Genomic DNA, 25,463 nt, shown 5'->3' with positions numbered 1-25,463 from the left:
TCCACCGCCCACCCGTACCGCCGGCACGCACGCCGCCCCCTCAAAAGCGCAGCTCAACCCGGGCCGATAGCCTCTCCCCATGAGCAGGCCCGCCACCTTCGTTCCGCCTCCCGGTGCGCGCGCGTACGCGCTTCGTACGGCTCGTGGGGAGTTCGCCGTGGTCGACGCCCCCGTGGCCGCCGGGGTGGAGCCCAGGGGCGTCGTCCTGCTGCTGCCGGGGTTCACCGGCAGCAAGGAGGACTTCAACCCGCTGCACGTGCCGCTGGCCGAGCGCGGGTACCGGACCGTCGCCGTGGACGGGCGGGGCCAGTTCGAGTCGGACGGCCCCGCGACGGACGAGTCGGCCTACGCGCAGGAGGAGTTGGCGCGGGACGTACTCGCGCAGGCGGCGGCGATCGGTGGCCCGGTGCATCTGCTGGGGCACTCCCTCGGCGGGCAGATCGCGCGCGCGGCCGTACTGCTGGACCACACGCCGTTCCTGTCGTTCACCCTGATGGCCTCCGGCCCGGCTCAGATCTCGACGCCGCAGCAGGAGCGCGTGAAGCTGCTCCGGGACGCGCTCGCGGTGCTGAGCATGGCGGAGGTGTGGGAGGCGATCCAGGCGATGGAGCCGCCGGAGGAGACGGACACTCCCGCGCTCGACGCCGGGCTGGACGACCGCAACGACCTGCGGCGCCGCTGGCTGGGCACCAAGCCCGCCCAGCTCCTCGCCACCGGACGCCAGTTGTGCACGGAACCGGACCGGGTCGCCGAACTGGCGGCCGTACCGCTGCCGTTCCACGTGCTGTCGGGTGCCCGGGACGACACGTGGCCGCTGCCGCTGCTCGACGACATGGCGGTACGGCTGAAGGCGCGCCGGACGGTCGTCGCGGGCGCCGAGCACTCCCCCAACACCGACCGCCCCCTGGAGACGGCCCGCGCGCTCGCCGACTTCTGGGACGTCACCGCGGCCGGGTCATAGCGCGCGAAACGGGCTAGTACTGCGCCCGCAGATGCTCCCAGAACCCGTCACGGAGCGCCCGCCTCAGGTCCGCCTGGCCGCGCAGGGAGTACTGGAGCAGTTCCTCGGCCTCGACCAGCAGGTCCTGGTCGACCGAGCCGGGCAGATAGGGATGGCCGGCGAACAGCTCGACCAGCGCGTCGCGGCCCCGGGAGACCAGCCACCGGGCTGCGATCTGGGCGCCGACGAAGCGGACGTCCTCGCGGGTGGGGCGGCCACCGCCGGCGGCCTCGTACGCGGCGGCGGTGCGCCGGGAGACGTACGGCTTGAAGAACTCCAGGTCGAAGGTGCGCTGGCTGTCGACCTCCCAGAGCAGCGGCTCGGCCTGGTTGCGGCCCTCGGGCGCCTCGATGCCCCAGAGGTGGACGCGGGCGCCGTAGCCCTGGGCCGCCTCGACCGCCGAGACCAGGTCCTCGTCGCCGCCGAGGAGCGCGGCGTCGCTGATGGCGCGGTGCCGGGCCAGTGACTCCAGGTCGGTCCGGATCAGCGAGTCGACGCCCTTCTGCTGGTTGTTGGCGTTGAGGTTGCCGAGGCGGACCTTGACGTCGGGCAGTTCGGCGATGGACTGCTGCTCGGCGGTGTGGATGCGGCGGCGGGCGCCGTCGTACCAGTACACGCGCAGCAGCCGGCTGTCCGCGAAGATCTGACGCGCCTTGTCGATCAGGGCGTCGATCAGACCCTCGGCGTCGATGTCGAAGGCGCGGCGGTCCTCGGTTCCGGCGACCAGCCGGCCGGCGGCTGCATACAGATAGCCCGCGTCGACGAAGATCGCGTGGGTCGAGGGCGTCTTCGCCACCTCGGCGAGCATGCGTTCCAGCAGCTCGTTCGTGCGCTCGATGCGGGCGCCCAAGGCGGCCAGGTCGTCGTTCATCACCCTCATTGTCCCGGTGGTCACAGTGCGAACACAACCGGTCCCGGTCGGCTGCTCGACTGCGGCTTACCGGTCAGTAATTAGTCGTTCGAAAAATTTCTTTAGCGTAGGGAATGTTTGTAACAAGCATCGCGTTGACTACGTACGACGCTGGATACACCAGACGTCACACCAAGTAGTTCTCCGCAGGAGGATGACCAGACGAAGGGAGAAGCCCATGCGCTTCGAAATCATGCGACTCGACGAGGTCGACGGCACCGCCGTGGACAGCACCGTCGTGGACGCCGCCTCCGTCAACCGGATCGTGCAGCAGGCCGCCGCCATCGGACAGCGCCTGTGGATCCGCCCGGCCGAGACCGCGGCCTCGTAACCCGCACGGGCTTCCAGCCACTCAAGCTTTCCGGGGGAGCCGAGCCGACGACGGCTCAGCTCCCCCGGATCACCTGAGTGACCCCGTTGATGATCTGCTGCACGGCGATCGCGGAGAGCATCATGCCCGCGAGCCGCGTCACCAGGACGACACCGCCGTCCTTGATGACCCGGATGATCAGCAGCGAGTAACGCATCACCAGCCACAGCACCACGTGGATCGCGAAGATCGCGGACCACACCGAGAGCTGCGTGGACACACTGTCGGCCTTCTGTACGGCCAGGATGACGGACACGATCGCACCGGGCCCCGCGAGCAGCGGCATGCCCAGCGGTACGAGCGCCACGTTGACGTCCTTGGTCTGCTTCGGCTCGTCGGTCTTGCCGGTGAGCAGGTCGAGCGCGATCAACAGCAGCAGCAGGCCGCCCGCGATCATCAGCGCGGGCACCGACACGTGCAGGTAGTTCAGGATCTGGTGGCCCAGGACGCCGAAGACGGCGATGACCCCGCCCGCCACGCAGACGGCCTGGAAGGCCATCCGCTTCTGCACCTTGGCCGGCCGTCCGGCGGTCAGGGCGAGGAAGATCGGGGTGATCCCAGGGGGATCCATGATGACAAAAAGGGTCAGGAACAGGGAGCCGAAGACGGCGACGTCGAACATGGGGAAGTACAGGCCTTGCGGGAAGAGGAGGGTACGGGCGTGAAGTGGTGCGGTGGTCCGGCCGCTGGGGGCCTCAGGCTCCGCCGGTGCCCGGCACCGGGAACGCGCCCGTCGCCCGCCGGGTGATCTCCCCGTACACCTCGGGGTCGGTCGTGTACGCGCCCAGCGTCACGGTCTTGCGGCTGCCGTGGTAGTCCGAGGAGCCCGTGACCAGCAGACCCAGCTCCTTCGCCAGGCCCCGCAGCCGGTCCCGGGTGTCGGCGTCGTGGTCCATGTGGTCGACCTCGATGCCGTCCAGACCGGCCTCGGCCAGCTCGGCGATCCGGGACTCCGGCACGGTACGGCCCCGCTTGGCGGCGGCCGGGTGCGCGAACACGCAGACCCCGCCCGCGGCCTTGACCAGCCGGAGCGCCTCGAACGGGTCGGTCTCGTGCTTCTCCACGAAGGCCCGCCCGCCGTCGGCCAGCCATTCCTCGGTGAACGCGTCGCTCACCGTCGGTACGACACCCAGCTCGACCAGCGCCGAGGCCACGTGCGGGCGCCCCACCGAGCCGCCGGCGGCGATCCGCTCGACCTGTTCCCAGGTGACCGGCACGCCCAGTGCGTTCAGCTTGGCGACCATGCCCTTGGCCCGCGGCACCCGGTCGTCGCGGACCAGCTCGCGCTCGGCCAGCAGGGCCGGCTCCTCGGGGTCGAAGAGGTAGCCCAGCATGTGCATCGAGACGCCGTCGATCCGGCAGGACAGCTCGGCACCGGTGACCAGCGTCAGTCCCTCGGGCAACGCGGCGACCGCCTCGCCGTACCCCCGGGTGGTGTCGTGATCGGTCAGCGCGACGACGTCCAGCCCCGCGGCGGAGGCCTTCCGCACCAGCTCGGCAGGGGTGTCCGTACCGTCGGACGCCGTGGAGTGACAGTGCAGATCGATACGCACGACAACTCCAAGGCGCTGACAGAAGGAAGGGGACACCTAAGGATAGCGGTGTTTTCCAGCCCGACTGTCACACCCGCAACCGGTCGGCACCCTTTACTTCGGCGTCCCGAAGGGGGCGCGGGAACTGCGCGGGCAACCACCCACGACCCGCGCCCGCCCTCGAACGGCACACCCCACCCCCGTGGGCGCTACGGCCGGAGCAAGCGCGGCGACAACGCCCCGCAGGGCACCAGGTCTATCTCCGCCCCCGCGTCCCGCAGGTCGGTCAGCACCAGCTCGTCGTACATGAGCAGACCGGACTGCTCGGGCCACATCACCGCCCACAGCCACATCCCGAGCGCCTCACCGGCGAAGACCGCCCGGTCGTCGGGGGCGCGGTAGACGTGCCAGAGGGGGGTCGGGCGGCCCGCGGCCAGCACCTTGGCCTGCGGGGGCTTCTCGACGTTCATGTACGACCCCGGGTCCGGGCCGTCGATGCCGGCGTAGTGCGCGCCGAGCCCCACGCCCAGTTCCTCGGCGATCAGGATCATCTCGCCCGGACCGCCGAGCGGGCCGGGGCCCGAGCAGGCGACCGCGGTCGCCCGGCCGCCGCTGCGGTCGTCGCCGGCGTAGGCCACACCGGTGAACAGCCAGCCGACCGGCAGCGGCCACGGCATCCACACCGGCACCTGGGTGCGGTGCACCACGACGTTGAGCGCCTCGACGCTGGGCGGTATCACGGGCTGCAGCGGATACACCGGGCCGTGCACATCGCACTGCCACGCATCGGCGAAGAGTCCGGGAGCCCTGACGCGGCCACCGCACCTCGGGCAACTGGGTTCGCCCCTCATAGGGCCCCACGGTCCTACCCCGGCCCGCCCACGTCAAGGACGATCACCCGTCCGGACGGAAGAGCCGACCATATGCCCGACCGGCCGAGATAGATGTGCATTGCATTAATTAGATGCCCTAATCTACTGTGTGCATACCCCAACCATCTGTCTGTGAACGGGAGAGGCACATGGACCCCTTCGACGCCGGAGCGGGCGGCATCCTGCGGCAGCCAAAGGCGGTCTGGGCCACGGCCGGCGCCTCCGTCGTCGCCTTCATGGGCATCGGCCTCGTCGACCCGATCCTGCCGTCGATCGCCCGGGGACTGGACGCCACCGCCGGCCAGGTGTCCCTGCTCTTCACCTCGTACTTCCTGATCACCGCCGTCGCCATGCTGCTGACCGGCTTCGTCTCCAGCCGCATCGGCGGCCGCAGGACGCTGCTGCTCGGTCTGGCCTTGGTGGTCGTCTTCGCGGGCCTGGCCGGGACCTCGGACACCGTCGGCCAACTCGTCGGGTTCCGGGCCGGCTGGGGCCTGGGCAACGCGCTGTTCGTGTCCACCGCCCTCGCGGTCATCGTGGGCGCGGCGGCCGGCGGCAGCGCGGCGGCGATCCTGCTGTACGAGTCCGCGCTCGGCCTCGGCATGGCCTGCGGCCCGCTGCTCGGCGCGGTCCTCGGCAACGTCAGCTGGCGCTACCCCTTCTTCGGCACGGCCACGCTGATGGCGATCGGCTTCCTGTGCATCGCGGCGTTCCTGAAGGGGCAGCCGCAGCCCGCCCGCAGGACCTCGGTCCTCGACCCGCTCAAGGCACTCGGCCACGGCGGCCTAGCCTCGGTGGCGGTCTCGGCGTTCTTCTACAACTACACGTTCTTCACCGTGCTGGCCTTCACCCCGTTCGTGCTGGACATGACGCCGTACCGCTCGGGCGCGGTCTTCTTCGGCTGGGGTGTGCTGCTCGCCGTCTTCTCGGTGATCGTGGCCCCGCGCATGCAGGCACGGTTCGGCTCGCTGAAGGTGCTCGGCGGCTCCCTGGCGCCGCTCGCCGCGGACGTGCTCGTACTCGGCTACGGCAACCACACCGCGGCCGTCGTCTGCACGATCCTGTCCGGTGCCTTCATCGGCGTGAACAACACCGTGTACACCGAGCTGGCCCTCGGCGTGTCGGACGCCCCGCGCCCGGTGGCGAGCGCGGGCTACAACTTCGTCCGCTGGTTCGCCGCCGCCGCGGCGCCCTACTTCGCGCCCAGGATCGAGGAGTGGACCGACATCCACGTCCCCTTCGTGGTCGCGGCCGTCACGGCGGTGCTGGGCGCGCTGGTGGTCGTCGTACGGCGCAGGGCCCTCACGGACGAGGCCGAGGAACCGGAGCCGGCGCACGTCACCGAGGACGGGGTCGACGTCTACGCCAACTGACCGGATCCGGCCTTGTGTTGGTGAGTTCGGTCACCCCGTCCGGGTGACGCGTCAGTCCAGCGGGACGGACGTGCGGGCGGGGTCCCTCAGGTCCGTCCCGTTCGCGAGCCAGCGCTCCTGCAGGGCCTGGGCGCCGTGCACCCGCTTCCAGGCGGCCTCGTTCGGGGTCATCGGCAGCAGCGGCAGGAACCGTACGGGGTCCATCGGGGCGTCCAGCTCCAGATCCTCCACCAGCCCGCCGGGCTCACCCACCAGCACGGAGGTGAAGGGGGCGCCGGGCCACAGCGGCTCGCCCACGTCGAGCGAGGCGCCCGGGGTCACCACCAGGCCCTCCACCTGCGGAGTCGCGGCCAGTACGGCGAGCGGGCGGAGCACCTTGTCGGTGTCGGCGAGGCCCGCGCGGACGGACAGGACCAGTTCGGCGCGGGGGCCCTTGACCGGGTCGGCGAGCAGCGCCGCGGGATCCGTCATGGGGTGCTGCGACATGCCGAGGGTGGCGTACCGGACGACGTCCCCCTCCTGGAAGCGGAGCACCTCGATACGGTCCGTGCCGAGGAAGGTGACCGCGGCCCGGGCGTCCGGTTCGCCCAGCGCCGTGGTCAACCGGGCCTCGACCAGAGGAAGAACATCAACCATGCGCCGAGCATAGAACTCGCCAGTAGCAGGCAAAGCGGCGCCTTGACAGTACGGGCGGCTGGTACTCTGAGCCGGTGGTTCGGGACAGCACGCCAAGCGTGGCTATCGGGTCCCGACGCCGACGAGACTCCCTTACGAGGGACCGGCCGGAGGAGGTGGGGCTGTCATGGATCGAAGTCGACCGTGCAGTACCACTCGCTCTTCCGGCTGCTGATGTAGTTACCGGCTGGCCGCCGCCTTCCTTTGCGCTTCGTCGTTCGGAAGAGCACTTCGTCTCGCTTTGCCTGATCTGTCTGATCTGAATCAGTTCTGCATCAGCAGCGAACTCGCCACCGCGACGGTGCGGTGCTCCCCGCTTTGTGGACGTGCCAAACATGCACAGCCAGGACGTCCCCATTCCGGGTAGTTCCACCCGTCGCCGCGCGCCCTCGCTGCCCGCCTGCGAAGGAGCCTGCCCATGTCGATGATCCGCGACCTGCGCGCCGTGGTCCGCCCGTCGTCCCGCGTCTCGCTGCGCAAGGACACGAGCCCCTCGTACGACACCACGCGCGCCCCCGGCTCGTCCTCGGCCGTCGTCGACTGCGCCGTCTACCGCGACGGGGCCCGGGTGCACAGCGCGGGGCCGCTCACCCCGCAGGAGGCGATGCGGCTGGTGCGCCGCGACGGCGGCTTCGTCTGGATCGGGCTGCACGAGCCCACCGAGGCCGAGTTCGCCGGTATCGCCAGCGAGTTCGGGCTGCACCCGCTGGCCGTCGAGGACGCGGTGCAGGCGCACCAGCGGCCCAAGCTGGAGCGGTACGACGACTCGCTGTTCACCGTCTTCAAGACCATCCACTACGTCGAGCACGACCGGCTCACCGCCAACAGCGAGGTCGTGGAGACCGGCGAGGTCATGTGCTTCACCGGCCGGGACTTCTTCATCACCGTCCGGCACGGCGGCCAGGGCTCGCTGCGCGCCCTGCGGCACCGCCTCCAGGACGACCCGGAGCTGCTCGCCAAGGGCCCCTCGGCCGTGCTGCACACCATCGCCGACCACGTCGTGGACGGCTACATCGCGGTCGCCGACGCGGTGCAGGACGACATCGACGAGGTGGAGACCGAGGTCTTTTCGCCCGGCCGCAAGGGCGGGGTCTCGCGCGGTGTGGACTCGGCGCGGATCTACCAACTCAAGCGCGAGGTGCTGGAGTTCAAGCGGGCCGTGGCGCCGCTGCTGCGGCCCATGCAGCTGCTGAGCGAGCGGCCGATGCGGCTGATCGACCCCGACATCCAGAAGTACTTCCGGGACGTCGCCGACCACCTCGCCCGGGTCCAGGAGCAGGTGCTGGGCTTCGACGAACTGCTCAACTCCATCCTCCAGGCCAACCTCGCCCAGGCGTCCGTCGCGCAGAACGAGGACATGCGCAAGATCACCGCATGGGCCGCGATCATCGCCGTGCCGACGATGGTGTGCGGGGTGTACGGGATGAACTTCAAGTACATGCCCGAGCTGCACTGGAAGTACGGCTACCCGGTGATCATGGGCGTCACGGTCGCCCTGTGTCTGGGCATCCACCGCACGCTCAAGCGCAACGGCTGGCTGTGAGCGGGCCGGTACGGCCTGGTTAGGCTGGGGCGCATGACAAGCGAGCTGCTCGACCGGGCCCTCATCGAGGAGGCCTCGAAGAAGTCCGGCCTGATCTGGGTCAGGGGCGCCGGAGCCCCGGCCGCGCGTGCGCTGTGGCACGTGTGGCACGAGGGCGCTGTGTGCGTGGTCGGCGGCGGTCCCGGCGAGCAGCCGCTGGAGGGGCTGGCCGACGGCGGCTCCGCCGAGGTGAGCGTGCGCAGCAAGGACAAGGGCGGCCGGCTGGTGACGTTCCCGGTGACCGTGTCCGAGCTGGCGTCCGGCTCCGCGGAGTGGGAGGCGGCCGTCGCCGAACTGAAGGGCAAGCGGCTGAACGCCCCCGACGGCGAGGAGATGCCGGCGCGCTGGGCCCGCGAGTGCCGGGTGCTCCGCCTGGTGCCGGCGGGGCCGGTGGCACCGCTGCCGGACGGCAACCTGGCGGAGCGCCCCGTCACGACCGCGGCGACCACGCGCAGACCGGTGCCGGCCGGCCTGCCGAAGCTCCTGATGAAGCGCGGGAAGAAGAAAAGGAAGGGCTGAGCGGGGCTCGGCACCGCCGGTTGCCGCCGGGGGCCCGAGCACCGTCGCGGGAGGAAGGGCCGAGCGGGACTCGGCACCCCGGGCCGCGCCGCGGGGCCGAGCACCGTCGCGGCGGGACAGCCCCGGCGGCGGCTCCCGCTTCCGGTCCGCTGTTCCCTCCCCGCCGGGATGGCGGCCGACCGGGACGGCGAAACGGACGGGAGGGCGACCGAACGGGACGGCGGCCGGCTGGGACGGCGGCCAGTCGGCAAACGTGGACGTGGAGAACCGGGTGATGGTCCACCGCGACACGCCCACGGGACGGCAACCGGACGGAACGGCGGCCAACCGGGGCGGCGGTCGGTCAGGACGGAGGTCAGGCGGGGCGGCGGTCAGTCGGGGCGGCGCTGGCCGGGGTGCAGGGCCGGTGCCGGGCCGGGCGGCTGTTCAGGACGTCGGCAGCTGCCTGCCGTAGTCCACGGTCTCCGACCTGGCCGGTTTCTCGACGGTGAAGTTCCTGCCCCAGTCGGAGAAGCGGAGCGTCCCCGCGTCGCCGGCGCGGACCAGGCGGAGCGGATAGGGCGTGCCCTGGAGGGACACGTCCAGCGTGCCGCCGGAGCCCTCGTCGCCGGTGATGCGGATCGTGCGGGTACCCGACTGATCGGAGTGGTGGCCGTCCGTCGCCAGCGCGCCGTGCAGTGTCAGCAGACCGTCGAGGAGGACGTCCTTGTCCGTGAAGCCGCTGAACTTCTTGTACGCGGGATCGCGCTGCGGGACCTTCACGTACTTGCCGTCCAGCTTGCCCGTCGCGCCGTCGCTGCCGTCGGCGTGGCTCCAGAAGTCCGCGTCCGCCTTGAGGTACAGCTCTTGCCCGACCCGCAGCAGCTTGAAGGTCGCCCCCTGCGCGGTCACCGACCCGGTGCCGCCGTCCGCCTTGAGCCGCATGTCGAGGCGGTACGTACGGCCACTGGTGACCACGGTCCCGGACAGCCGCACCGCGGAGGCCGCGTCCGCCGCGGCCCGCGTCTTCGCCTGGATCTTCGCCGGGGGCAGCTTGCCCACCCCGTTGGTCCCCGCGTCCGGATCGTCGCCGCCGCACCCCGACAGCACGATCGCTCCCGTCAGGGCCAGTGCGCAGCTCGCGGTCACCAGCACGGACCGGCGGGTACGGCCCTGGGGAATCGCAGTCACGGGTGGGGTCGCCTTTCTGACGGTTCCTGAGCGGCGTACCGCAGCGTACCGGTGCCCCGCCCACCCGGCGGAGCCAGTCCGTCCGGACCCCCCACCAGGGCGTATCCGACCGGTACGGGCTAGCCTGAAGCGCACCCGAGCGGGCAAACCGAGCAAATTCCACACACCGCAGTTCCCAGCGTCTCCCAGGCAAAGGAAGCAGAGCCATGGCAGCCGGCGCCCCCCGGATCTTCGTCTCGCACCTCGCCGGGGTCCCCGTCTTCGATCCGACCGGCGACCAGGTGGGCCGCGTACGCGACATGGTCGTCATGCTGCGCGTCAGGCGACGGCCTCCGCGCGTTCTCGGGCTGGTGGTCGAACTGTCCACCAGGCGCCGTATCTTCCTGCCCATGACCCGGGTCACGGGCATCGAATCCGGCCAGGTCATCACCACCGGCGTGGTCAACGTCCGCCGCTTCGAGCAGCGGCCCACCGAGCGGCTGGTCTTCGGTGAGCTGCTGGACCGGCGGGTGACCCTGGTGGAGACCGGCGAGGAGGTCACCGTCCTGGACGTGTCCGTGCAGCAGCTGCCCGCCCGCCGCGACTGGGAGGTGGACCGGGTCTTCCTGCGCAAGGGGAGGAAGGGCGGCGCCTTCCGGCGGGCGAAGGGCGAGACGCTGACCGCCGAGTGGTCGGCCGTCACCGGCTTCTCCCTGGAGGAGCACGGGCAGGGCGCCGAGAGCCTGCTCGCCACCTTCGAGCAGCTGCGCCCCGCCGACCTCGCCAACGTGCTGCACCACCTGTCCCCGAAACGGCGGGCCGAGGTCGCCGCCGCCCTGGACGACGACCGGCTCGCCGACGTCCTGGAGGAGCTGCCGGAGGACGACCAGATCGAGATCCTCGGCAAGCTGAAGGAGGAGCGCGCGGCGGACGTGCTGGAGGCGATGGACCCGGACGACGCCGCCGACCTGCTCTCCGAACTCCCCGAGGAGGACAAGGAACGGCTGCTGAGCCTGATGCAGCCCGCCGACGCGGCCGACATGCGCCGCCTGATGTCGTACGAGGAGCACACGGCCGGCGGTCTGATGACGACGGAGCCGATCGTGCTGCGGCCGGACGCCACCGTCGCCGACGCGCTCGCCCGGGTCCGCAACCCGGACCTGTCCCCCGCCCTCGCCGCCCAGGTCTACGTCTGCCGCCCGCCCGACGAGACCCCGACCGGCAAGTACCTGGGCACCGTGCACTTCCAGCGGCTGCTGCGGGACCCGCCGTACACCCTGGTCAGCTCGCTCGTGGACGACGATCTGCAGGCGCTGGACCCGGACGCCGCGCTGCCGGTCGTCGCCGGGTTCTTCGCCACGTACGACATGGTGGCGGCGCCCGTCGTGGACGAGTCCGGGTCGCTGCTCGGCGCGGTGACCGTGGACGACGTACTGGACCACATGCTGCCCGACGACTGGCGGGAGACGGAGTTCCACCTGGACGAAGGAGAGGAGGCGCCCGCACATGGCTCCTGAGCGCGACACCGCGACCCGCGAGCGCCATCCGGTGGGCGCCACGGCCGCCGGGCGGCCCCGGGTGACCAGGCTGGACCAGCCGCGCCCGCCGCGCCGCCGGATCCTGCCCGAGTGGGACCCGGAGGCCTTCGGCCGGCTGTCGGAGAAGATCGCCCGGTTCCTGGGGACCGGACGCTTCATCGTGTGGATGACGGTCGTCATCATCATGTGGGTGGTGTGGAACGTCGCCGCGCCCCGCCATCTGCGCTTCGACGAATACCCGTTCATCTTCCTCACCCTGATGCTGTCCCTGCAGGCGTCCTACGCGGCCCCGCTGATCCTGCTCGCGCAGAACCGGCAGGACGACCGCGACCGGGTCAACCTGGAACAGGACCGCAAGCAGAACGAGCGGTCCATCGCGGACACCGAGTACCTGACGCGGGAGGTGGCCGCGCTGCGCACGGGTCTGGGCGAGGTCGCCACCCGGGACTGGATCCGCTCGGAACTCCAGGACCTGATGAAGGAACTGGAGGAACGCCGCCGGCACGACGGGCACCCCGGTCATGTCGCATTCCCGGCGGAACGGGCAGAACGCCCGCCCGGACGTGACACAGACGACCGCTGAGGGGCATCCCTCCGGCCCCTCGGCGCGCCGTACCATCGTCCTTATGGCTACGGAAGACGCGGTGCGCGAAGCACTGGCGACGGTGAACGACCCCGAGATCAACCGCCCGATCACCGAACTCGGGATGGTCAAATCGGTGGAGATCGGCGCGGACGGAGCGGTCGCGGTCACCGTGTACCTGACGGTGTCCGGCTGCCCGATGCGCGACACCATCACGCAGCGCGTCACCGAGGCGGTCTCCCGGGTCGAGGGCGTCACCCGGGTCGACGTCACCCTGGACGTGATGAGCGACGAGCAGCGCAAGGAGCTGGCCGCGGCCCTGCGCGGCGGCCAGGCCGAGCGCGAGGTCCCCTTCGCCAAGCCGGGCAACCTCACCCGGGTCTACGCGGTCGCGTCCGGCAAGGGCGGCGTCGGCAAGTCCTCGGTGACGGTGAACCTGGCGGCGGCGATGGCCGCCGACGGCCTGAAGGTCGGTGTCGTGGACGCCGACATCTACGGCCACAGTGTGCCGCGCATGCTCGGCGCCGACGGCCGGCCCACCCAGGTCGAGAACATGATCATGCCGCCGTCCGCGAACGGCGTGAAGGTCATCTCCATCGGCATGTTCACCCCGGGCAACGCGCCGGTCGTGTGGCGCGGCCCGATGCTGCACCGCGCGCTCCAGCAGTTCCTCGCGGACGTCTACTGGGGCGACCTGGACGTCCTGCTCCTGGACCTCCCGCCCGGCACCGGTGACATCGCGATCTCCGTGGCCCAGCTGATCCCGAACGCCGAGATCCTGGTCGTGACGACCCCGCAGCAGGCGGCGGCCGAGGTGGCCGAGCGCGCGGGCTCCATCGCCGTGCAGACCCACCAGAAGATCGTCGGCGTGGTCGAGAACATGTCCGGCCTGCCCTGCCCGCACTGCGGCGAGATGGTCGACGTCTTCGGCACGGGCGGCGGCCAGCTGGTCGCCGACGGCCTGACCCGCACGACGGGTACGACGGTCCCGGTCCTCGGCAACATCCCGATCGACGTCCGCCTCCGCGAGGGCGGCGACGAGGGCAAGCCGGTGGTCCTGACCGACCCGGACTCCCCGGCGGGCTCGGCCCTGCGCGCGATCGCCGGAAAGCTGGGCGGCCGCCAGCGGGGTCTGTCCGGCCTGTCGCTGGGGATCACCCCTAAGAACAAGTTCTGACATCGCACGCCTGCGATCTGCGGCTCCGTCCTCGGTCAACCTTCTGACCAGCGGCGGAGCCGTTGACGTTTGTCAGCGTCGGTTGTCGCTGAGCACCCCCGCACGGCCCAGAGACGGCCCAAGCGGGGGTGTCGTGGCGTGCCCCCTCGATGCGAACTACGGGCGTGGCGACCGTTGAGGACGTCTGCTCACCGCGCGCTGCGTTCCCGCTGACCTGGGCATAACCGCTTTGCGGCCTGAGGGCCCCAGAAGGGTGGTTTCCGCGCGGCGCAAGCCATGATCTGCCGATGTGTGACCTGGATCACCGTCCTGGATGTGCTCTTGCGGTGATTCCTGCGCAACGGGCATCATCATCGCAGGTCAGGCTCTGTGAAGCCGACGAAGCGTTTCCGACCAACGCCCGCCCGAAGGGCATAGAAACGTACACCATGGTGACCTCGCACTCGTGGAGCTGCGGGTTTCCGAGCAACGCCCGCCCGAAGGGCATAGAAACCCCCGGTACGGGCCCGGTACGAACGGCTTCTTCTCGTTTACGAGCAACGCCCTCCCGAATGACACGGTTTGGTGGCGGCGTGAGGTCGGTGGAACTGCGCTTGGGCGTGCCCGTTAGTGCCCGATGTGGGGCCATGATCTGCGAGGCTCGCGCCAAAGTGGCTGCCTGAAAGTCGTGGAGCCGACCGCCCCAGCCACGACGTGTTCTGACGTACACGCACCCCATGCCCAGCAGTGACAGCCGGACCCGGTCCGCTGTGGATGCCCTCTTCGCGGAGCCTTCCCGCCCTGACGGCCCATAGGCGGCCCGGGGAGCCCGGCAACGCCAGTGACCTGCCGGCTTACCCGAAGAACAAGTTCTGAACCGACCTGTCCCAGGCGCTAACGGCACAGGGGCGCGCGTCTCCGCGTCGGCGCCCCTTTGTCACACTCACACCCCCGTGACGCTCAGCCGTCCTCGCGATCGTCCGCGCGCCCCGGGCAGAGGTCGAGCGGGGTGCACAGCAGGATCTCCTGGTACAGACCTCCCCCGGGCCCGGCGCCCGACTCGCGCTCGGCATGTGGCACGAACCGCCACTGCGACGCCCTGGCGTGCCGGGTCCTGTCCGCCTTCTCCACGTGGACGTTGAGCGTGCGGGCCTCTGGGTCGTTCGCCTCCACCAGCACCTCGTCCGCGGCGAGCGGGAAGTGGTCGTGCAGCAGGCACAGGCCGAAGCGGTAGGAAGACGAGGCAATTATCGAGGTGTCCTTCCGCAGGCAGCGGCCGATGGGGTGGCCGGGTGCCCGGCGAAGCCCTGGAGCCGGTCTGGCTTCTCGCCCAGATCGGCGCGGCCACAGCGCTCTGGAAACACCTGATCGGTTAGCAGGCCTGCTTGGACCGCCGCGTGGCCGCGGCGGTCCCCCGGAAGCCCGACAGTTCTACGCGTACGCGGCGATGTCCTTGATCGCGGCGAAGCCGAGTCCGTACGCGCTCATTCCCCGGCCGTACGCGCCCAGGTGCACCCCCGCCTCCGTGGTGCCGGCCAGGACCCAGCCGAACTCTGATTCCCGGTAGTGGAAGGAGGCCGCCACTCCGTCCACCGGGAGGGGCAGCTTGGACCACTCCGGTCCGTCGAGGTCGTCGGCCAGTGCCCATGCCGTCTCGGTCTGCTGCTCCAGCCAGTCGTCGCGCAGGCTGTGGTCCATCTGGCCGGGCCAGGTGAACGAGAGCAGTCCGACGCCGGCCAGCCATGCCGCCGAGGACACCGAGGTCGCCTCCAGCAGGCCCGTGCCGTCGGCGGTGCGCCGGGACGGCTGCGCGGCGACGGTCACCACCACCGCGAACTTCTCCCGCGGCTCGCCGGCCGAGGCGGTCTCACCGCGCACCGAGGGCTCGTCACCGTGTCCGATCGAACCGTGTTCGACGGCGCCGTCGGCCGTGGTGCCGACCTGCATCAGCCAGCGCGGCCCCGTGAACGCCTCGTCGAGGCCGTACCACGGGAAGGGCGCCCGCAGGTAACCGTCGACCGTACGCCGGGCGGAGGGGAGTTGCTGTCCGCCCTCCGCGGCCGGCGCCTGCGCGCCCACCCGACTCGTCGTCTCCATCTGCCCGGACGCCTCCTCGCTCTCGTCGGACCGGGGTGGCCCGCCCCCCTTCGGGCGTACGCGGCCGGTCCGCACAACAACTCGGCAGCATATCCACACTGCTGAGAGCGGCAGGGCAGGCGCTGGATGCGTGGGTCGCGCACATGGCCTGTTCAGCCGTGTGCGACGGGCGCGTGTTATGAAACGCGTCACGTGCGCGGCGTACGCCCGCGTGCGCGTGTCGGCGGGGCGGGAGCGCTCCCGGAACGGCTCAGGTGGCGTCCGCGTCGAAGGGCGGGCGGTCGTCGTCGCCCGGGGTCTCGGGCTTCTTGGTCATGTCGACGCGCCCGCCGGAGGAACCCGAGGACGCGGAGGTTCCGGTGTCGCGACTGTGGACGGCGTCCGTGACCTCGGCCATCTCCTTCTTCAGGTCGAAGCCGTTGCGGATCTCCTTCAGCCCCAGCTCGTCGTTGTCCAGCTGCTTGCGGATGAACGTCTTGGGGTTGAGGTCCTCGAACTCGAAGTCCTTGAACTCGGGACCCAGTTCGCTACGAATATCCTGCTTCGCACTCTCCGAGAACTCGCGGATCTTCCGGATCGTGCGCATCACGTCCTGGATGACCTTCGGGAGCTTGTCCGGACCGAAGACGAGCACGGCGAGCACGATGATGGTCACCAGCTCCAGTGGTCCTATGTCATTGAACACCTGACGCTCCTTGCGATGTCCTCGGTCGCTCAACGGTACCCGGCGTTCCCGTCCGACCGGTACCGTCCCCAGGTGAGACTTGTGTCAGTTCTGCTCCGACGCGCCCAGTACGAGTGACACCTCCCGCTCGGTGCCGCCGCGTTCCACCGTGAGCCGCAGCCGGTCGCCGGGCCGGTGGGCGCGGATCTTGACGATCAGCTCCTCGCCGGTGTGCACGCGCTCCCCGCCGACCTCGGTGATGACGTCGCCCGCCCGCAGGCCGGCCCGCTCGCCGGGGCCGCCCCTGAGGACGGCGGGGCCGTCGCCCGCGCTCTTGTCGTCGATACGGGCGCCGTCGCCGCTGTAGCCCATGTCCAGGGTGACGCCGATCACCGGGTGGGAGGCACGGCCGTCGTTGATGAGTTCCTCGGCGACCCGCTTGGCCTGGTTGACGGGTATGGCGAAGCCGAGGCCGATGGAGCCGGCCTGGCCGCCGTCGGAGTCGGTGCCGCTGCCGGCCGAGCGGATGGCGGAGTTGATGCCGATCACCTGGGCCCGGGAGTCGAGCAGCGGACCGCCGGAGTTGCCCGGGTTGATCGGGGCGTCGGTCTGGAGGGCGTCGACGTACGACACGTCGCTGCCGTCGCTCTTCTCCCCGCCGGCCGTGATGGGCCGCTCCTTGGCGCTGATGATGCCGGAGGTGACCGTGTTGGCGAGGTCGAAGGGGGCGCCGATGGCGACGACGGGGTCGCCGACCTTGACGTCGTCGGAGTTGCCGAGAGGCAGCGGGGTCAGGCCGCGGACGCCGTGCACCTGGACGACGGCCAGGTCGTAGCCGCTGTCCCGGCCGACGACCTTGGCCTTGACGGTGTCGCCGCTGCTGAACGTCACGGATATCTCGCCGCCCGACCCGGCGGGCTCGACCACGTGGTTGTTGGTGAGGATGTGCCCTTCGGCGTCGAGTACGAAGCCGGTACCGGTGCCGGCCTCGTCGGCCCCTCTGACGTGCAGCGTCACCACGCTGGGCAGGGCCCGGGCGGCGATCCCGGCCACGCTGTCCGGCGCCCGGCCGGCCGGCACGCTCCCGGCCTGCGGCAGCCGTACGTCGCCGCCGAGGCCGTCACGCTCGACGTAGGCGCCGACGGCTCCGCCGACACCCGCGGCGACGAGGGCGACGACCACGGTCCACACGAACAGGATCCGCCTCGCGCGCCGGGTGCTCTGTCGCTCCGTGAGCACACCGGCGCCGGTCTGCTGCAACGGCCCCCGGGCGAGCGCCTGCTCCTTCGCGGAGCCGGCGGCCCAGGGGTCGTAGTGGGCCCAGGGGCCGGGGCTCTGCGGGACGGAGTCGGCGGGCGGGACTCCCGGCGCGGGCACCGGCGCCCGGGGCGCCGTTGCGTCGGCGGCGGGATCCGCTCCGGGAGGTACGGGCGCGGCGGGCCCCGGTGCGCCCGGCAGGTGCGGCGAGGGGGCCGGTACGTGGGCGGCGGGCGGGGGCGTCGGCGGGCCCGCGGGCGCGGGTACGGCCGTGCCGTGGGCCGGGGTGGCCGCGGGGTGCTGGACCGGCGGCGCCGGGGCCCAGGGGCCGGGTTCGCCGTACGGCGGGGTGCCGTAGGGGTCGGGGTCGTGCAGCGGCTTGGGCCGCTCGGCGGGGGCCGCCCAGGAGGTTCCCCCGGCCGCTCCGACACCGGCCGCCGCAACCGCTCCGGCATCGACCGCTCCGGCCTCACCGGCTTCACCGACATCGGCCGCTACAGCCGCTACAGCACCGACCGCCGCAACCGCGCCAGCACCAGCGGCCCCGGCCGCCCCCGCATCCGCAGCTACAGCCACTCCAGCACCGGCAGCCACAACAGCTCCGGCACCGACCGCTACGGCCTTACCGGCCTCACCGACACCGACCGCTCCGGACTCACCGGCATCGGCCGCTACAGCCGCTCCAGCACCGGCCACAACAGCTCCGGCACCGACCGCTCCAGCCACCCCCGCGTCGCCCCCTACGGCGTCACCCTCGTCGGCCGCTGCGGCGTCGCGCTGCTCCGTGCCGGCCGGCGGGACCGGTGCCGGCTTGGCCAGCTCGAAGTCGCCGTCGGCTCCGGTGTTCTCCGGTACGGCGCCCTGGGTGGCCGCGGGCCGGCCGGCCGGTGTCGCCCCCGCCGGTCCCTCCGGTCCGTCCACCGGCGGGACACGGTTCCCCTCGTTCATGCTCTCCCCACGGCTGGGCCGTGACCGCGCGCTGCCGCGGCCATGGAACATCGACTGCCGCTCCCGGGGCGTCGCCGCGGGCACGGCCTCCCAGGGATTCAACCAGGTTCGCCGGCCGGGGCGCAGTGGCCGGTCAGGGCGACTGGCGGGGTGTGGCCGGAGAGGCCGGTGAGGCGGAGGGGGCGGGATCGGCGGGGGAAGCGGAGTCGGAGTCGGGGACGGGGGTGGACAGCAGGCCGGAGCCGGTGGCTCCGACGGTGGTGGGCCAGTCGGCGAGCGGCAGGGCCACCGTGTCGTCGAGCGGACGTATCAGCGGGGAGACGGCGGCTGCACCGGCCAGCACCGGAGCTGTCAGGCCGCGCACCCCCTTGGGGCGGGTCTGCTCGGCGGTGGGGTCCGGCAGCCCGGGCAGCAGCGGCGCGGAGAGGGTCGTAGGCGCCACTGGCGCCGGTCCGGTCAGCGAGCCGCCCTGCGCGAGCAGCGGCCCGACCGGGCGGCGGCGCTGGCTGTCCGGCGTGGCCGCGCCGCCCACCGAGCCGGTGCCCGCCGAACGGGCCGGAGTGACATTGCTGCCGGTGCCGGGGCCGCCCCGGGTGTCCGTGGCCGGATCGCCGGGGATGGCGGTGGTGACGCCGCCGAGGGCGATCGCGGCCAGCGACACCGCACCGGCGGCGGCGAACGCGAACCGCAGTCCGCGCGAGGCGGAGCGGCCGTCGTCCGGGCGGCCGACGGGGTGGATGCGGAAGCCGCGGTCCTCGGGGGCGGGGACGCCGGCCGGGAGGTAGCCGTGCGCGCGGGCGGGGACGTACCCGAACGGGAGGCGCTCGCCGCGCCTCACACCGAAGGCCCCGGAGGTGCGGGCCGCTCCGGTGGGACCGCCGAGGAGTCCGCCCCCGGGAGACGGCGTGCCGCCGCCGTCCGGGTCACCTCCCCCGGGGAGCCCCTGGAGGCGGGCCAGGAAGCTCGCCGACGGCGGGGGCGGGGCCGCCTCCGCGAAGACGTTCTTCAGCGCGCGCTGCGCGTCCGCCTCCGCCTTGCACCGGGCACAGGTGGCCAGGTGCGCGAGGACGCGCTCACGCGTCTCATGACCGAGCTCTCCGTCCACCAGGGCGGAGAGCCGGTCTCCCAGGTGCTGCTCTGCGAGATGCACCTTCTCGACAGGTTTCGGCCGTGATCCACTCACGCGGTCGCGCCCCCTCCCCCCAGAGCGGGGACCCGGGCCAGGAAGGAGCGCCGCTCGGCCGCACGGGCCTCCGGGGAGCGGTGCGCGAGGGCCTTCCGGAGCTGGGACCGGCCGCGGTGGATACGGGAGCGGACGGTGCCGAGCTTCACGCCGAGGGTCGCGGCGATCTCCTCGTACGACAGTCCCTCGATGTCGCACAGGACGACGGCGGCGCGGAACTCGGGCGCGAGGGTGTCGAGGGCCTGCTGGACGTCGGCGTCGAAGTGGGCGTCGTTGAACAGCTGTTGCGGGGTGGGCTCGCGGCTGGGCAGGCGCTCGGCCGCGTCCTCGCCGAGGGCGTCGAAGCGGATGCGCTGCTTGCGCCGGACCATGTCCAGGAAGAGGTTCGTGGTGATGCGGTGCAGCCAGCCCTCGAAGGTGCCCGGCGAGTACGTCGACAGGGAGCGGAAGACGCGGACGAAGACCTCCTGGGTGAGGTCCTCGGCGTCGTGCTGGTTGCCCGTCAGGCGGTAGGCGAGACGGTAGACCCGGCCGCTGTGCGTGCTGACGATCTCGTCCCACGTGGGCGGAGTCCACGCCTGCCCGTCCGCGTCGGTGGCGAAGGTCGCGGTCTGGGTCTCGCCGGCGGCGAGACCGGTGGCGTGGCTGTCAGCGGTGTCGGTCACGGATTTCGGCCTGCCCGCCGACCCGAGGAAGCGCCGCAGCACTCCGCCCCGATCCCCGGGCGCAGCCGCACCTCCCCTGTCGGCTCTGGTGGTGTCCAGTGGAGCCCCTACCATAGCCACCTCGCCCGTTAGCTCCGGATAAGCGGTTTTACGAGAATTTGATACACGCTGATACGGCTCATCCGGCTGCGTCAGCAGTTGCTCGGCGTCCTGATCCACCTCTCGCCCCCCGTCGCGTCCCCGACCACCGGCTCATCCCTATAAACGCCCGGTCCCATCTGCGGGTTCCCGACGCCAACGGATACAGTCACGCCCAGGCAACCACGGGGACAGGAGAGGGTCATTACCGGCAACCGGCAGACGAGCTGGGCGTTCGCCGACGCCTTTGTCGCCGAGGACGAAGCGCTGCGCTGGGCCCGCGACCGGGCCCGCGAGGCAGGGCTGCGCTCGGTGTCGCCCAGCACGGGCGCCGCGCTGCGACTGCTCGCCGCCTCCGTGGACGCGAAGGCGGTCGCGGAGATCGGCACGGGCTGCGGAGTGTCCGGGATCCATCTGCTGCACGGGATGCGGCCGGACGGGGTGCTCACCACGGTGGACCCGGAGCCGGACCACCAGCAGTTCGCCCGGCAGGCCTTCCGCGTCTGCGGCTTCGCCAGCAACCGGGCCCGCTTCATCCCCGGCCGCGCGCTGGACGTGCTCCCGCGCCTGGCCGACGCCGGCTACGACCTGGTCTTCTGCGACGGCGACCGGCTGGAGTACCCGGACTACCTCGCCGAATCGTTGCGTCTGCTGCGGCCGGGCGGCCTGGTGGTCTTCGAGGGCGTCTTCGCCAACGGCCGTACGGTCGACTCGGGGCCGCAGCCGACCGAGGTGCTGCGGCTGCGCGAGCTGCTGCGCACCGTACGGGAGAGCCAGGAACTGGTCTCCTCGCTGCTCCCGGTGGGCGACGGCCTGCTGTGCGCCGTCAAGCGCTGAACCCGCAGGTGAGGGGCCCGAACGCGGCTGCCCCGACACCGCGTACGATGCCGGGGCAGCCGGTAGGACAGGATGACTGGGACGTCAGACGACGACCTTCTTGAGGGCGTCGCCGAGCGCCTCGGCCTCGTCAGGGGTCAGCTCGACGACGAGTCGACCGCCGCCTTCGAGCGGAACGCGCATGACGATGCCCCGCCCCTCCTTGGTCACCTCGAGCGGGCCATCGCCCGTCCGCGGCTTCATGGCCGCCATGCTCGTTCCCCTTCCTGAAACCAGCTCATCGTCTGCCGACCGCCCCGCAAGGGCATCCGCCATCCGTAACGGACACGCGACACCGGCATCGAACACATTGCTTCCCAGCCATTATCCCGCATCGCAGGACCCGATGACCAACATCGGTCGGCATCGCTTGGGCAACGCGCGCGAGCAAAACCACCCAATTCGGCGATGTGGCTGCGATACTTCGCCATCCCACGAAGATCGGCCGGGTGGATCCGCTCCCGTTTTCTTTGACGCAGGTCACACGTCCGGTCCGGCTCTCGGGCGGTGATCTCCGCCATGCTGTCCTCAGACAGGGACGTACTGAGCGGTACGTCACCAGCCGCGACACCGGAGGGGATGCGCCATGGCCGACACCGTGCTCTACGAGGTGAGCGACGGACTCGCGACGATCACGCTGAACCGCCCCGAGGCGATGAACGCGCTGAACATCGCGACCAAGGTCGCTCTCCGGGAGGCGGCGGAATCCGCGGCCGGGGACACGGCCGTACGGGCAATTCTGCTGACCGCGGCCGGGGACCGGGCGTTCTGCGTGGGCCAGGACCTCAAGGAGCACATCGGGCTGCTGGCCAGTGACCGGGAGACCGGGGCCGGGCAGACGATGAACACGGTCAAGGAGCACTACAACCCCATCGCGCGGGCGCTCGCCGGGGCACCGAAGCCGGTGGTCGCCGCGGTGAACGGCGTCGCGGCCGGGGCCGGGTTCGGTTTCGCGCTCACCGCGGACTACCGCATCGTGGCCGACACCGCCTCCTTCAACACGTCGTTCGCGGGCGTCGCCCTCACCGCCGACTCCGGCATCTCCTGGACGCTGCCCCGGGTGATCGGCCCGAGCCGCGCCGCCGACCTGCTGCTGTTCCCGCGCAGCATCGGCGCACAGGACGCGCTGGAGCTGGGCATCGCCAACCGGGTCGTACCGGCGGCCGAGCTGCGCGCCGAGGCCGGGAAGGTGGCGCGGGCGCTGGCCGAGGGGCCGACGGTGGCGTACGCGGCGATCAAGGAGGCGGTGGCCTACGGGCTGACGCACTCGCTGGAGGAGACGCTGGAGAAGGAGGACGAGCTCCAGGCGCGGGCGGGGCAGTCCGAGGACCACGCGATCGCCGTGCAGGCGTTCGTCAACAAGGAGAAGCCCAAGTACCTGGGCCGCTGAGTCCGGGCGCGGGGCCGGCACGGCCCCGCGCCCCTCACGGGGCGCTGCGGGCCACGCAGGCTTCCAGGTGGTCGTCGACCAGGCCGCACGCCTGCATCAGCGCGTACGCCGTCGTCGGGCCGACGAATCTCAGGCCCCGTTTCTTCAGGGCCTTGGAGAGGGCCGTCGACTCCGGGGTCACCGCCGGGACGTCCGCGAGGGTCCGTGGGACCGGGCGGGCGGCCCGGTCGGGGGCGTGGGACCAGATCAGCTCGTCCAGGTCGCCCTCGGCCCAGTCGGCGAGCACGCGCGCGTTGGCGAGGGTCGCGTCGATCTTGGCCCGGTTGCGGATGATGCCCGGGTCGGCCAGCAGGCGCTCGCGGTCGGTGTCGGTGAAGGCGGCGACCTTCTCGATGCGGAAGCCGGCGAAGGCCGCGCGGAATCCGGGGCGGCGGCGCAGGATCGTGATCCAGGACAGGCCCGACTGGAAGGCCTCCAGGCTGAGCCGCTCGAAGAGCGCGTCGTCGCCGTGGACGGGGCGGCCCCACTCCTCGTCGTGGTACGACACGTAGTCGTCGGTGGACAGGGCCCAGGGGCAGCGCAGGGCGCCGTCCGGCCCCGCCACGGCCGCTCCGGTGCTCATCGCTGCCCCTCCGTGCCCTCGCCCGTGTCCGGGTGGACGTGGTGGACGTGCGCGGCGGCGGCTCTGGCGCCGGCCAGCGCGGACTCCAGGTCGGCGATCCGGGCGTCCCGCTCGGCCAGTTCGGCGGCGAGCCGGCCGAGGGCGTCGTCGACGTCGGCCATGCGGTAGCCGCGCGGGGCGAGCGGGAAGCGCAGGCTCTCCACGTCCGCGCCGCTCACCGGGCGGTCCGCGGGCAGCGGGTCCTGGAGCCGCTCCGGCGCCACCTCGGGCAGCGGGGCGCTCTCGCCACCGCCCACCACGGCCAGGGTCACCGCGGCGACCACGACGGCCAGCGCGACGACCAGGAACAAGAACATCACCATCGCCTTAGGGTCCCCACGCTCGTTACCGGCCGCTGTGCCGGAAGCCGAATCTGTCAGGCTCCGATCGTGCCATGCGAGTCTGACAGTTAGGGTCGCAGGCGGCCGTACTGCGGAACGTACTAGGAGAGGTCACAGCGGATGCTCAGGCTGGGCAGGCGGGAATTCGGGCCGCACGAGCCGGTGATCATGGCGATCGTGAACCGGACGCCGGATTCCTTCTACGACCGAGGAGCCACCTTCCGCGACGAGCCGGCCCTGGCACGGGTGGAGCAGGCGGTGGCCGAGGGCGCCGCGATCATCGACATCGGCGGGGTCAAGGCCGGGCCCGGCGAAGAGGTCACGGCGGCGGAGGAGGCCCGCCGGACGGTCGGGTTCGTCGCGGAGGTGCGGCGCCGGTTCCCCGATGTGGTCATCAGCGTGGACACCTGGCGGGCCGAGGTCGGCGAGGCCGTGTGCGAGGCGGGCGCGGACCTGCTGAACGACGCGTGGGGCGGGGTCGACCCGGGGCTCGCCGAGGTCGCGGCGCGGTACGGGGTGGGGCTGGTCTGCACCCACGCGGGCGGTGTGGAGCCGCGGACGCGTCCGCACCGGGTGACGTACGACGACGTCATGAGCGACATCCTGGAGGTGACCCTGGGGCTGGCCGAGCGGGCGGTGGCGCTCGGGGTGCCGCGGGAGTCCGTGCTGATCGACCCCGGGCACGACTTCGGGAAGAACACGCGGCACAGCCTGGAGGCGACGCGGCGGCTGGACGAGATGGTGGCCACGGGTTGGCCGGTGCTGGTGTCGCTGTCCAACAAGGACTTCGTGGGCGAGACGCTGGACCGGCCGGTGAAGGAACGGCTGATCGGTACGTTGGCGACGACCGCGGTCTCCGCGTGGCTCGGAGCGCAGGTGTACCGGGTGCACGAGGTGGCCGAGACCCGTCAGGTGCTGGAGATGGTCGCGTCCATCGCCGGCCACCGGGCCCCCGCCGTGGCCCGCCGGGGTCTGGCCTAGGTACCAGGAGGCTCCGCTCCCCGGCCGCCCCCTTCGGACCCGCCACGCCCGCACCCGCCGGGCTGGAAAGCGCGGACAGGCGGAGCCTCTCGCCGCGCTTTCCAGCCGACCGGGACGGCCGGCAGGGAAACGGCCGGCCCTAGCGGGCCGCCTCCTTGGAGACCAGGGCGACCGCCTCCTCCACGTCGTCGGTGACGTGGAACAGGAGGAGGTCCTTCTCCGCCGCCTTGCCCTGGGCCACCAGCGTGTTCCTCAGCCAGTCCACCAGGCCCCCCCAGTACTCGGTGCCGAAGAGGACGATCGGGAAGCGGGTGACCTTCTGGGTCTGGACCAGGGTGAGGGCCTCGAAGAGTTCGTCGAGCGTGCCGAGCCCGCCGGGGAGGACCACGAAGCCCTGCGCGTACTTCACGAACATCATCTTGCGGACGAAGAAGTACCGGAAGTTCAGCCCGATGTCGACGTAGGGGTTCAGCCCCTGCTCGAAGGGCAGCTCGATGCCGAGGCCGACCGAGGTGCCGCCCGCCTCGCACGCCCCCTTGTTGGCCGCCTCCATCGCTCCCGGGCCGCCGCCCGTGATGACCGCCCAGCCGGCCTCCACCAGCCCGCGGCCGAGCCGCACCCCGGCGTCGTACTCCGGTGAGTCCACCGGCGTCCGTGCCGAGCCGAACACGCTGATGGCCGGCGGGAGTTCGGCCAGGGTGCCGAAGCCCTCGATGAACTCCGACTGGATGCGCAGGACCCGCCAGGGGTCGGTGTGCACCCAGTCCGTGGGCGCGCGCTCGTCCAGCAGCCGCTGGTCGGTCGTGCTGGACGTCACCTGGGCCCGCCGTCGGAGGACCGGTCCGAGCCGCTGCTCGTCCGGCGGCTGCTTCTTCCCCTCGGGGTTGCCGGTAGCCATGTGCGCTCCCTCCGCTTGCCGGTAGTTCGATCTCAGACTAGATCCACGCGGGTTACGGCGGGGGGACCCGCGCATGTCCGGCGTGCACCGGCGGCCGCCGGAGGT

Annotated in this window: 27 protein-coding genes; 11 read left to right on the top strand and 16 right to left on the bottom strand. The window is 71.8% G+C overall.

The features are described from left to right. The first annotated feature begins 79 nt into the window (after nt 1-79). Complete coding sequence (locus S1361_RS25590) at nt 80-961, top strand: alpha/beta fold hydrolase (protein ID WP_208034106.1); 882 nt, start codon at nt 80-82, stop codon at nt 959-961. A gap of 13 nt (nt 962-974) precedes the next feature. Here the strand turns inward: S1361_RS25590 and S1361_RS25585 are convergent, their stop codons facing one another. Further along, complete coding sequence (locus S1361_RS25585) at nt 975-1,880, bottom strand: NYN domain-containing protein (RefSeq protein ID WP_208034105.1); 906 nt, start codon at nt 1,878-1,880, stop codon at nt 975-977. 208 nt (nt 1,881-2,088) lie between these two features. Between S1361_RS25585 and S1361_RS25580 the strand changes: the two genes are divergently transcribed. After that, complete coding sequence (locus S1361_RS25580) at nt 2,089-2,241, top strand: hypothetical protein (RefSeq protein ID WP_208034104.1); 153 nt, start codon at nt 2,089-2,091, stop codon at nt 2,239-2,241. Nucleotides 2,242-2,296: 55 nt separating this feature from the next. Here the strand turns inward: S1361_RS25580 and S1361_RS25575 are convergent, their stop codons facing one another. From S1361_RS25575 to S1361_RS25565, 3 genes are all read right to left on the bottom strand, one after another. Next, on the bottom strand, nt 2,297-2,902 hold the full coding sequence (locus tag S1361_RS25575) for a MarC family protein (protein WP_208034103.1): 606 nt from the start codon (nt 2,900-2,902) through the stop codon (nt 2,297-2,299). Nucleotides 2,903-2,975: 73 nt separating this feature from the next. Next, nucleotides 2,976-3,833 (bottom strand): PHP domain-containing protein, encoded by an 858-nt coding sequence (locus S1361_RS25570; RefSeq protein WP_208034102.1) that lies wholly within the window; start codon nt 3,831-3,833, stop codon nt 2,976-2,978. Between the two features lie 188 nt (nt 3,834-4,021). Then, on the bottom strand, nt 4,022-4,663 hold the full coding sequence (locus tag S1361_RS25565) for a DUF6758 family protein (RefSeq protein WP_208034101.1): 642 nt from the start codon (nt 4,661-4,663) through the stop codon (nt 4,022-4,024). 170 nt (nt 4,664-4,833) lie between these two features. On the opposite strand from S1361_RS25565, the gene S1361_RS25560 reads away from it, so the two are divergent. Beyond that, the gene (locus S1361_RS25560; protein ID WP_208034100.1) at nt 4,834-6,057 is read left to right on the top strand and encodes an MFS transporter; all 1,224 of its coding nucleotides are present in this window, start codon (nt 4,834-4,836) and stop codon (nt 6,055-6,057) included. Between the two features lie 51 nt (nt 6,058-6,108). Here S1361_RS25560 and S1361_RS25555 read toward each other — a convergent pair whose 3' ends face one another. Then, nucleotides 6,109-6,693 (bottom strand): suppressor of fused domain protein, encoded by a 585-nt coding sequence (locus S1361_RS25555; RefSeq protein ID WP_208034099.1) that lies wholly within the window; start codon nt 6,691-6,693, stop codon nt 6,109-6,111. 457 nt (nt 6,694-7,150) lie between these two features. Here S1361_RS25555 and S1361_RS25550 point away from each other — a divergent pair, with 457 nt between their 5' ends. Both S1361_RS25550 and S1361_RS25545 read left to right on the top strand, forming a co-directional pair. Beyond that, nucleotides 7,151-8,275: a magnesium and cobalt transport protein CorA gene (locus S1361_RS25550; RefSeq protein WP_208034098.1), complete on the top strand. Its 1,125-nt coding sequence runs from the start codon at nt 7,151-7,153 to the stop codon at nt 8,273-8,275. A 33-nt stretch (nt 8,276-8,308) separates the two neighbouring features. Further along, the gene (locus S1361_RS25545; protein ID WP_208034097.1) at nt 8,309-8,833 is read left to right on the top strand and encodes a hypothetical protein; all 525 of its coding nucleotides are present in this window, start codon (nt 8,309-8,311) and stop codon (nt 8,831-8,833) included. A gap of 426 nt (nt 8,834-9,259) precedes the next feature. On the opposite strand, the gene S1361_RS25540 is transcribed toward S1361_RS25545, so the two are convergent. Further along, nucleotides 9,260-10,003: a hypothetical protein gene (locus S1361_RS25540; protein WP_208034096.1), complete on the bottom strand. Its 744-nt coding sequence runs from the start codon at nt 10,001-10,003 to the stop codon at nt 9,260-9,262. 206 nt (nt 10,004-10,209) lie between these two features. On the opposite strand from S1361_RS25540, the gene S1361_RS25535 reads away from it, so the two are divergent. Genes S1361_RS25535 through S1361_RS25525 form a run of 3 tightly spaced genes read left to right on the top strand, consistent with a single transcriptional unit; the run spans nt 10,210 to nt 13,280 of the window. After that, complete coding sequence (locus tag S1361_RS25535; protein WP_208034095.1) at nt 10,210-11,499, top strand: magnesium transporter MgtE N-terminal domain-containing protein; 1,290 nt, start codon at nt 10,210-10,212, stop codon at nt 11,497-11,499. Continuing rightward, nucleotides 11,489-12,103 carry a DUF1003 domain-containing protein gene (locus S1361_RS25530; protein ID WP_208034094.1) on the top strand — a complete coding sequence of 205 codons (615 nt, stop codon included), beginning with the start codon at nt 11,489-11,491 and terminating at the stop codon, nt 12,101-12,103. Before S1361_RS25535 ends, S1361_RS25530 begins: the two co-directional genes overlap by 11 nt. A 43-nt stretch (nt 12,104-12,146) precedes the next feature. Next, nucleotides 12,147-13,280, top strand: coding sequence for an Mrp/NBP35 family ATP-binding protein (locus S1361_RS25525; RefSeq protein ID WP_059252450.1), 1,134 nt, complete (start codon nt 12,147-12,149; stop codon nt 13,278-13,280). A 939-nt stretch (nt 13,281-14,219) separates the two neighbouring features. On the opposite strand, the gene S1361_RS25520 is transcribed toward S1361_RS25525, so the two are convergent. The 6 genes from S1361_RS25520 to sigE form a co-directional block, all read right to left on the bottom strand. Further along, entirely contained in the window at nt 14,220-14,432 is a 213-nt protein-coding gene (locus tag S1361_RS25520) for a hypothetical protein (RefSeq protein ID WP_243769296.1), read from the bottom strand. Nucleotides 14,433-14,690: 258 nt separating this feature from the next. Continuing rightward, nucleotides 14,691-15,356, bottom strand: a complete 666-nt coding sequence (locus S1361_RS25515; RefSeq protein ID WP_208034093.1) for a hypothetical protein — start codon at nt 15,354-15,356, stop codon at nt 14,691-14,693. 250 nt (nt 15,357-15,606) lie between these two features. Then, nucleotides 15,607-16,041, bottom strand: coding sequence for a sec-independent translocase (locus tag S1361_RS25510; RefSeq protein ID WP_208034092.1), 435 nt, complete (start codon nt 16,039-16,041; stop codon nt 15,607-15,609). 84 nt (nt 16,042-16,125) lie between these two features. Then, a complete protein-coding gene (locus S1361_RS25505; protein WP_425088062.1) occupies nt 16,126-17,871 on the bottom strand; it encodes a S1C family serine protease in 1,746 nt (581 codons plus the stop codon). 487 nt (nt 17,872-18,358) lie between these two features. Then, nucleotides 18,359-19,408 carry a zf-HC2 domain-containing protein gene (locus S1361_RS25500; RefSeq protein ID WP_208034091.1) on the bottom strand — a complete coding sequence of 350 codons (1,050 nt, stop codon included), beginning with the start codon at nt 19,406-19,408 and terminating at the stop codon, nt 18,359-18,361. Then, the gene (gene sigE / locus S1361_RS25495) at nt 19,405-20,115 is read right to left on the bottom strand and encodes an RNA polymerase sigma factor SigE (protein WP_208034090.1); all 711 of its coding nucleotides are present in this window, start codon (nt 20,113-20,115) and stop codon (nt 19,405-19,407) included. The genes S1361_RS25500 and sigE overlap by 4 nt, the downstream gene beginning before the upstream one ends. A 234-nt stretch (nt 20,116-20,349) precedes the next feature. On the opposite strand from sigE, the gene S1361_RS25490 reads away from it, so the two are divergent. Further along, a complete protein-coding gene (locus S1361_RS25490; RefSeq protein ID WP_279577657.1) occupies nt 20,350-21,048 on the top strand; it encodes an O-methyltransferase in 699 nt (232 codons plus the stop codon). Nucleotides 21,049-21,132: 84 nt separating this feature from the next. Here the strand turns inward: S1361_RS25490 and S1361_RS25485 are convergent, their stop codons facing one another. After that, nucleotides 21,133-21,300 carry a DUF3117 domain-containing protein gene (locus S1361_RS25485; RefSeq protein WP_018544333.1) on the bottom strand — a complete coding sequence of 56 codons (168 nt, stop codon included), beginning with the start codon at nt 21,298-21,300 and terminating at the stop codon, nt 21,133-21,135. Nucleotides 21,301-21,673: 373 nt separating this feature from the next. Between S1361_RS25485 and chcB the strand changes: the two genes are divergently transcribed. Continuing rightward, the gene (gene chcB / locus S1361_RS25480; RefSeq protein WP_208034089.1) at nt 21,674-22,477 is read left to right on the top strand and encodes a 2-cyclohexenylcarbonyl CoA isomerase; all 804 of its coding nucleotides are present in this window, start codon (nt 21,674-21,676) and stop codon (nt 22,475-22,477) included. A 34-nt stretch (nt 22,478-22,511) separates the two neighbouring features. Here the strand turns inward: chcB and S1361_RS25475 are convergent, their stop codons facing one another. Beyond that, nucleotides 22,512-23,099 carry a DNA-3-methyladenine glycosylase I gene (locus tag S1361_RS25475; RefSeq protein WP_208034088.1) on the bottom strand — a complete coding sequence of 196 codons (588 nt, stop codon included), beginning with the start codon at nt 23,097-23,099 and terminating at the stop codon, nt 22,512-22,514. Continuing rightward, complete coding sequence (locus S1361_RS25470; RefSeq protein WP_208034087.1) at nt 23,096-23,461, bottom strand: DivIVA domain-containing protein; 366 nt, start codon at nt 23,459-23,461, stop codon at nt 23,096-23,098. The genes S1361_RS25475 and S1361_RS25470 overlap by 4 nt, the downstream gene beginning before the upstream one ends. A gap of 138 nt (nt 23,462-23,599) precedes the next feature. On the opposite strand from S1361_RS25470, the gene folP reads away from it, so the two are divergent. Further along, the gene (folP, locus tag S1361_RS25465) at nt 23,600-24,460 is read left to right on the top strand and encodes a dihydropteroate synthase (RefSeq protein WP_208034086.1); all 861 of its coding nucleotides are present in this window, start codon (nt 23,600-23,602) and stop codon (nt 24,458-24,460) included. Nucleotides 24,461-24,599: 139 nt separating this feature from the next. On the opposite strand, the gene S1361_RS25460 is transcribed toward folP, so the two are convergent. Next, entirely contained in the window at nt 24,600-25,358 is a 759-nt protein-coding gene (locus tag S1361_RS25460) for an LOG family protein (RefSeq protein ID WP_208034085.1), read from the bottom strand. Nucleotides 25,359-25,463 lie beyond the last annotated feature (105 nt).

Source organism: Streptomyces cyanogenus, from assembly GCF_017526105.1.
In the GTDB taxonomy this organism is placed as follows: Bacteria; Actinomycetota; Actinomycetes; order Streptomycetales; family Streptomycetaceae; genus Streptomyces; species Streptomyces cyanogenus.
Note: the sequence above shows the minus strand (reverse complement) of the source record. Positions and strands in the feature narration are given on the sequence as shown.

Excerpts from the sequence above, each read along its gene's own strand:
- S1361_RS25550 (WP_208034098.1), top strand. The coding sequence starts at position 7,151 with ATGTCGATGATCCGCGACCTGCGCGCCGTGGTCCGCCCGTCGTCCCGC.
- S1361_RS25530 (WP_208034094.1), top strand. The coding sequence starts at position 11,489 with ATGGCTCCTGAGCGCGACACCGCGACCCGCGAGCGCCATCCGGTGGGC.
- S1361_RS25590 (WP_208034106.1), top strand. The coding sequence starts at position 80 with ATGAGCAGGCCCGCCACCTTCGTTCCGCCTCCCGGTGCGCGCGCGTAC.
- S1361_RS25555 (WP_208034099.1), bottom strand. The coding sequence starts at position 6,693 with ATGGTTGATGTTCTTCCTCTGGTCGAGGCCCGGTTGACCACGGCGCTG.
- S1361_RS25460 (WP_208034085.1), bottom strand. The coding sequence starts at position 25,358 with ATGGCTACCGGCAACCCCGAGGGGAAGAAGCAGCCGCCGGACGAGCAG.
- folP (WP_208034086.1), top strand. The coding sequence starts at position 23,600 with ATGCTCAGGCTGGGCAGGCGGGAATTCGGGCCGCACGAGCCGGTGATC.
- S1361_RS25545 (WP_208034097.1), top strand. The coding sequence starts at position 8,309 with ATGACAAGCGAGCTGCTCGACCGGGCCCTCATCGAGGAGGCCTCGAAG.
- S1361_RS25525 (WP_059252450.1), top strand. The coding sequence starts at position 12,147 with ATGGCTACGGAAGACGCGGTGCGCGAAGCACTGGCGACGGTGAACGAC.
- S1361_RS25535 (WP_208034095.1), top strand. The coding sequence starts at position 10,210 with ATGGCAGCCGGCGCCCCCCGGATCTTCGTCTCGCACCTCGCCGGGGTC.
- S1361_RS25580 (WP_208034104.1), top strand. The coding sequence starts at position 2,089 with ATGCGCTTCGAAATCATGCGACTCGACGAGGTCGACGGCACCGCCGTG.
- S1361_RS25565 (WP_208034101.1), bottom strand. The coding sequence starts at position 4,663 with ATGAGGGGCGAACCCAGTTGCCCGAGGTGCGGTGGCCGCGTCAGGGCT.
- S1361_RS25575 (WP_208034103.1), bottom strand. The coding sequence starts at position 2,902 with ATGTTCGACGTCGCCGTCTTCGGCTCCCTGTTCCTGACCCTTTTTGTC.
- S1361_RS25485 (WP_018544333.1), bottom strand. The coding sequence starts at position 21,300 with ATGGCGGCCATGAAGCCGCGGACGGGCGATGGCCCGCTCGAGGTGACC.
- chcB (WP_208034089.1), top strand. The coding sequence starts at position 21,674 with ATGGCCGACACCGTGCTCTACGAGGTGAGCGACGGACTCGCGACGATC.
- S1361_RS25515 (WP_208034093.1), bottom strand. The coding sequence starts at position 15,356 with ATGGAGACGACGAGTCGGGTGGGCGCGCAGGCGCCGGCCGCGGAGGGC.
- S1361_RS25475 (WP_208034088.1), bottom strand. The coding sequence starts at position 23,099 with ATGAGCACCGGAGCGGCCGTGGCGGGGCCGGACGGCGCCCTGCGCTGC.
- S1361_RS25470 (WP_208034087.1), bottom strand. The coding sequence starts at position 23,461 with ATGGTGATGTTCTTGTTCCTGGTCGTCGCGCTGGCCGTCGTGGTCGCC.
- S1361_RS25585 (WP_208034105.1), bottom strand. The coding sequence starts at position 1,880 with ATGAGGGTGATGAACGACGACCTGGCCGCCTTGGGCGCCCGCATCGAG.
- S1361_RS25560 (WP_208034100.1), top strand. The coding sequence starts at position 4,834 with ATGGACCCCTTCGACGCCGGAGCGGGCGGCATCCTGCGGCAGCCAAAG.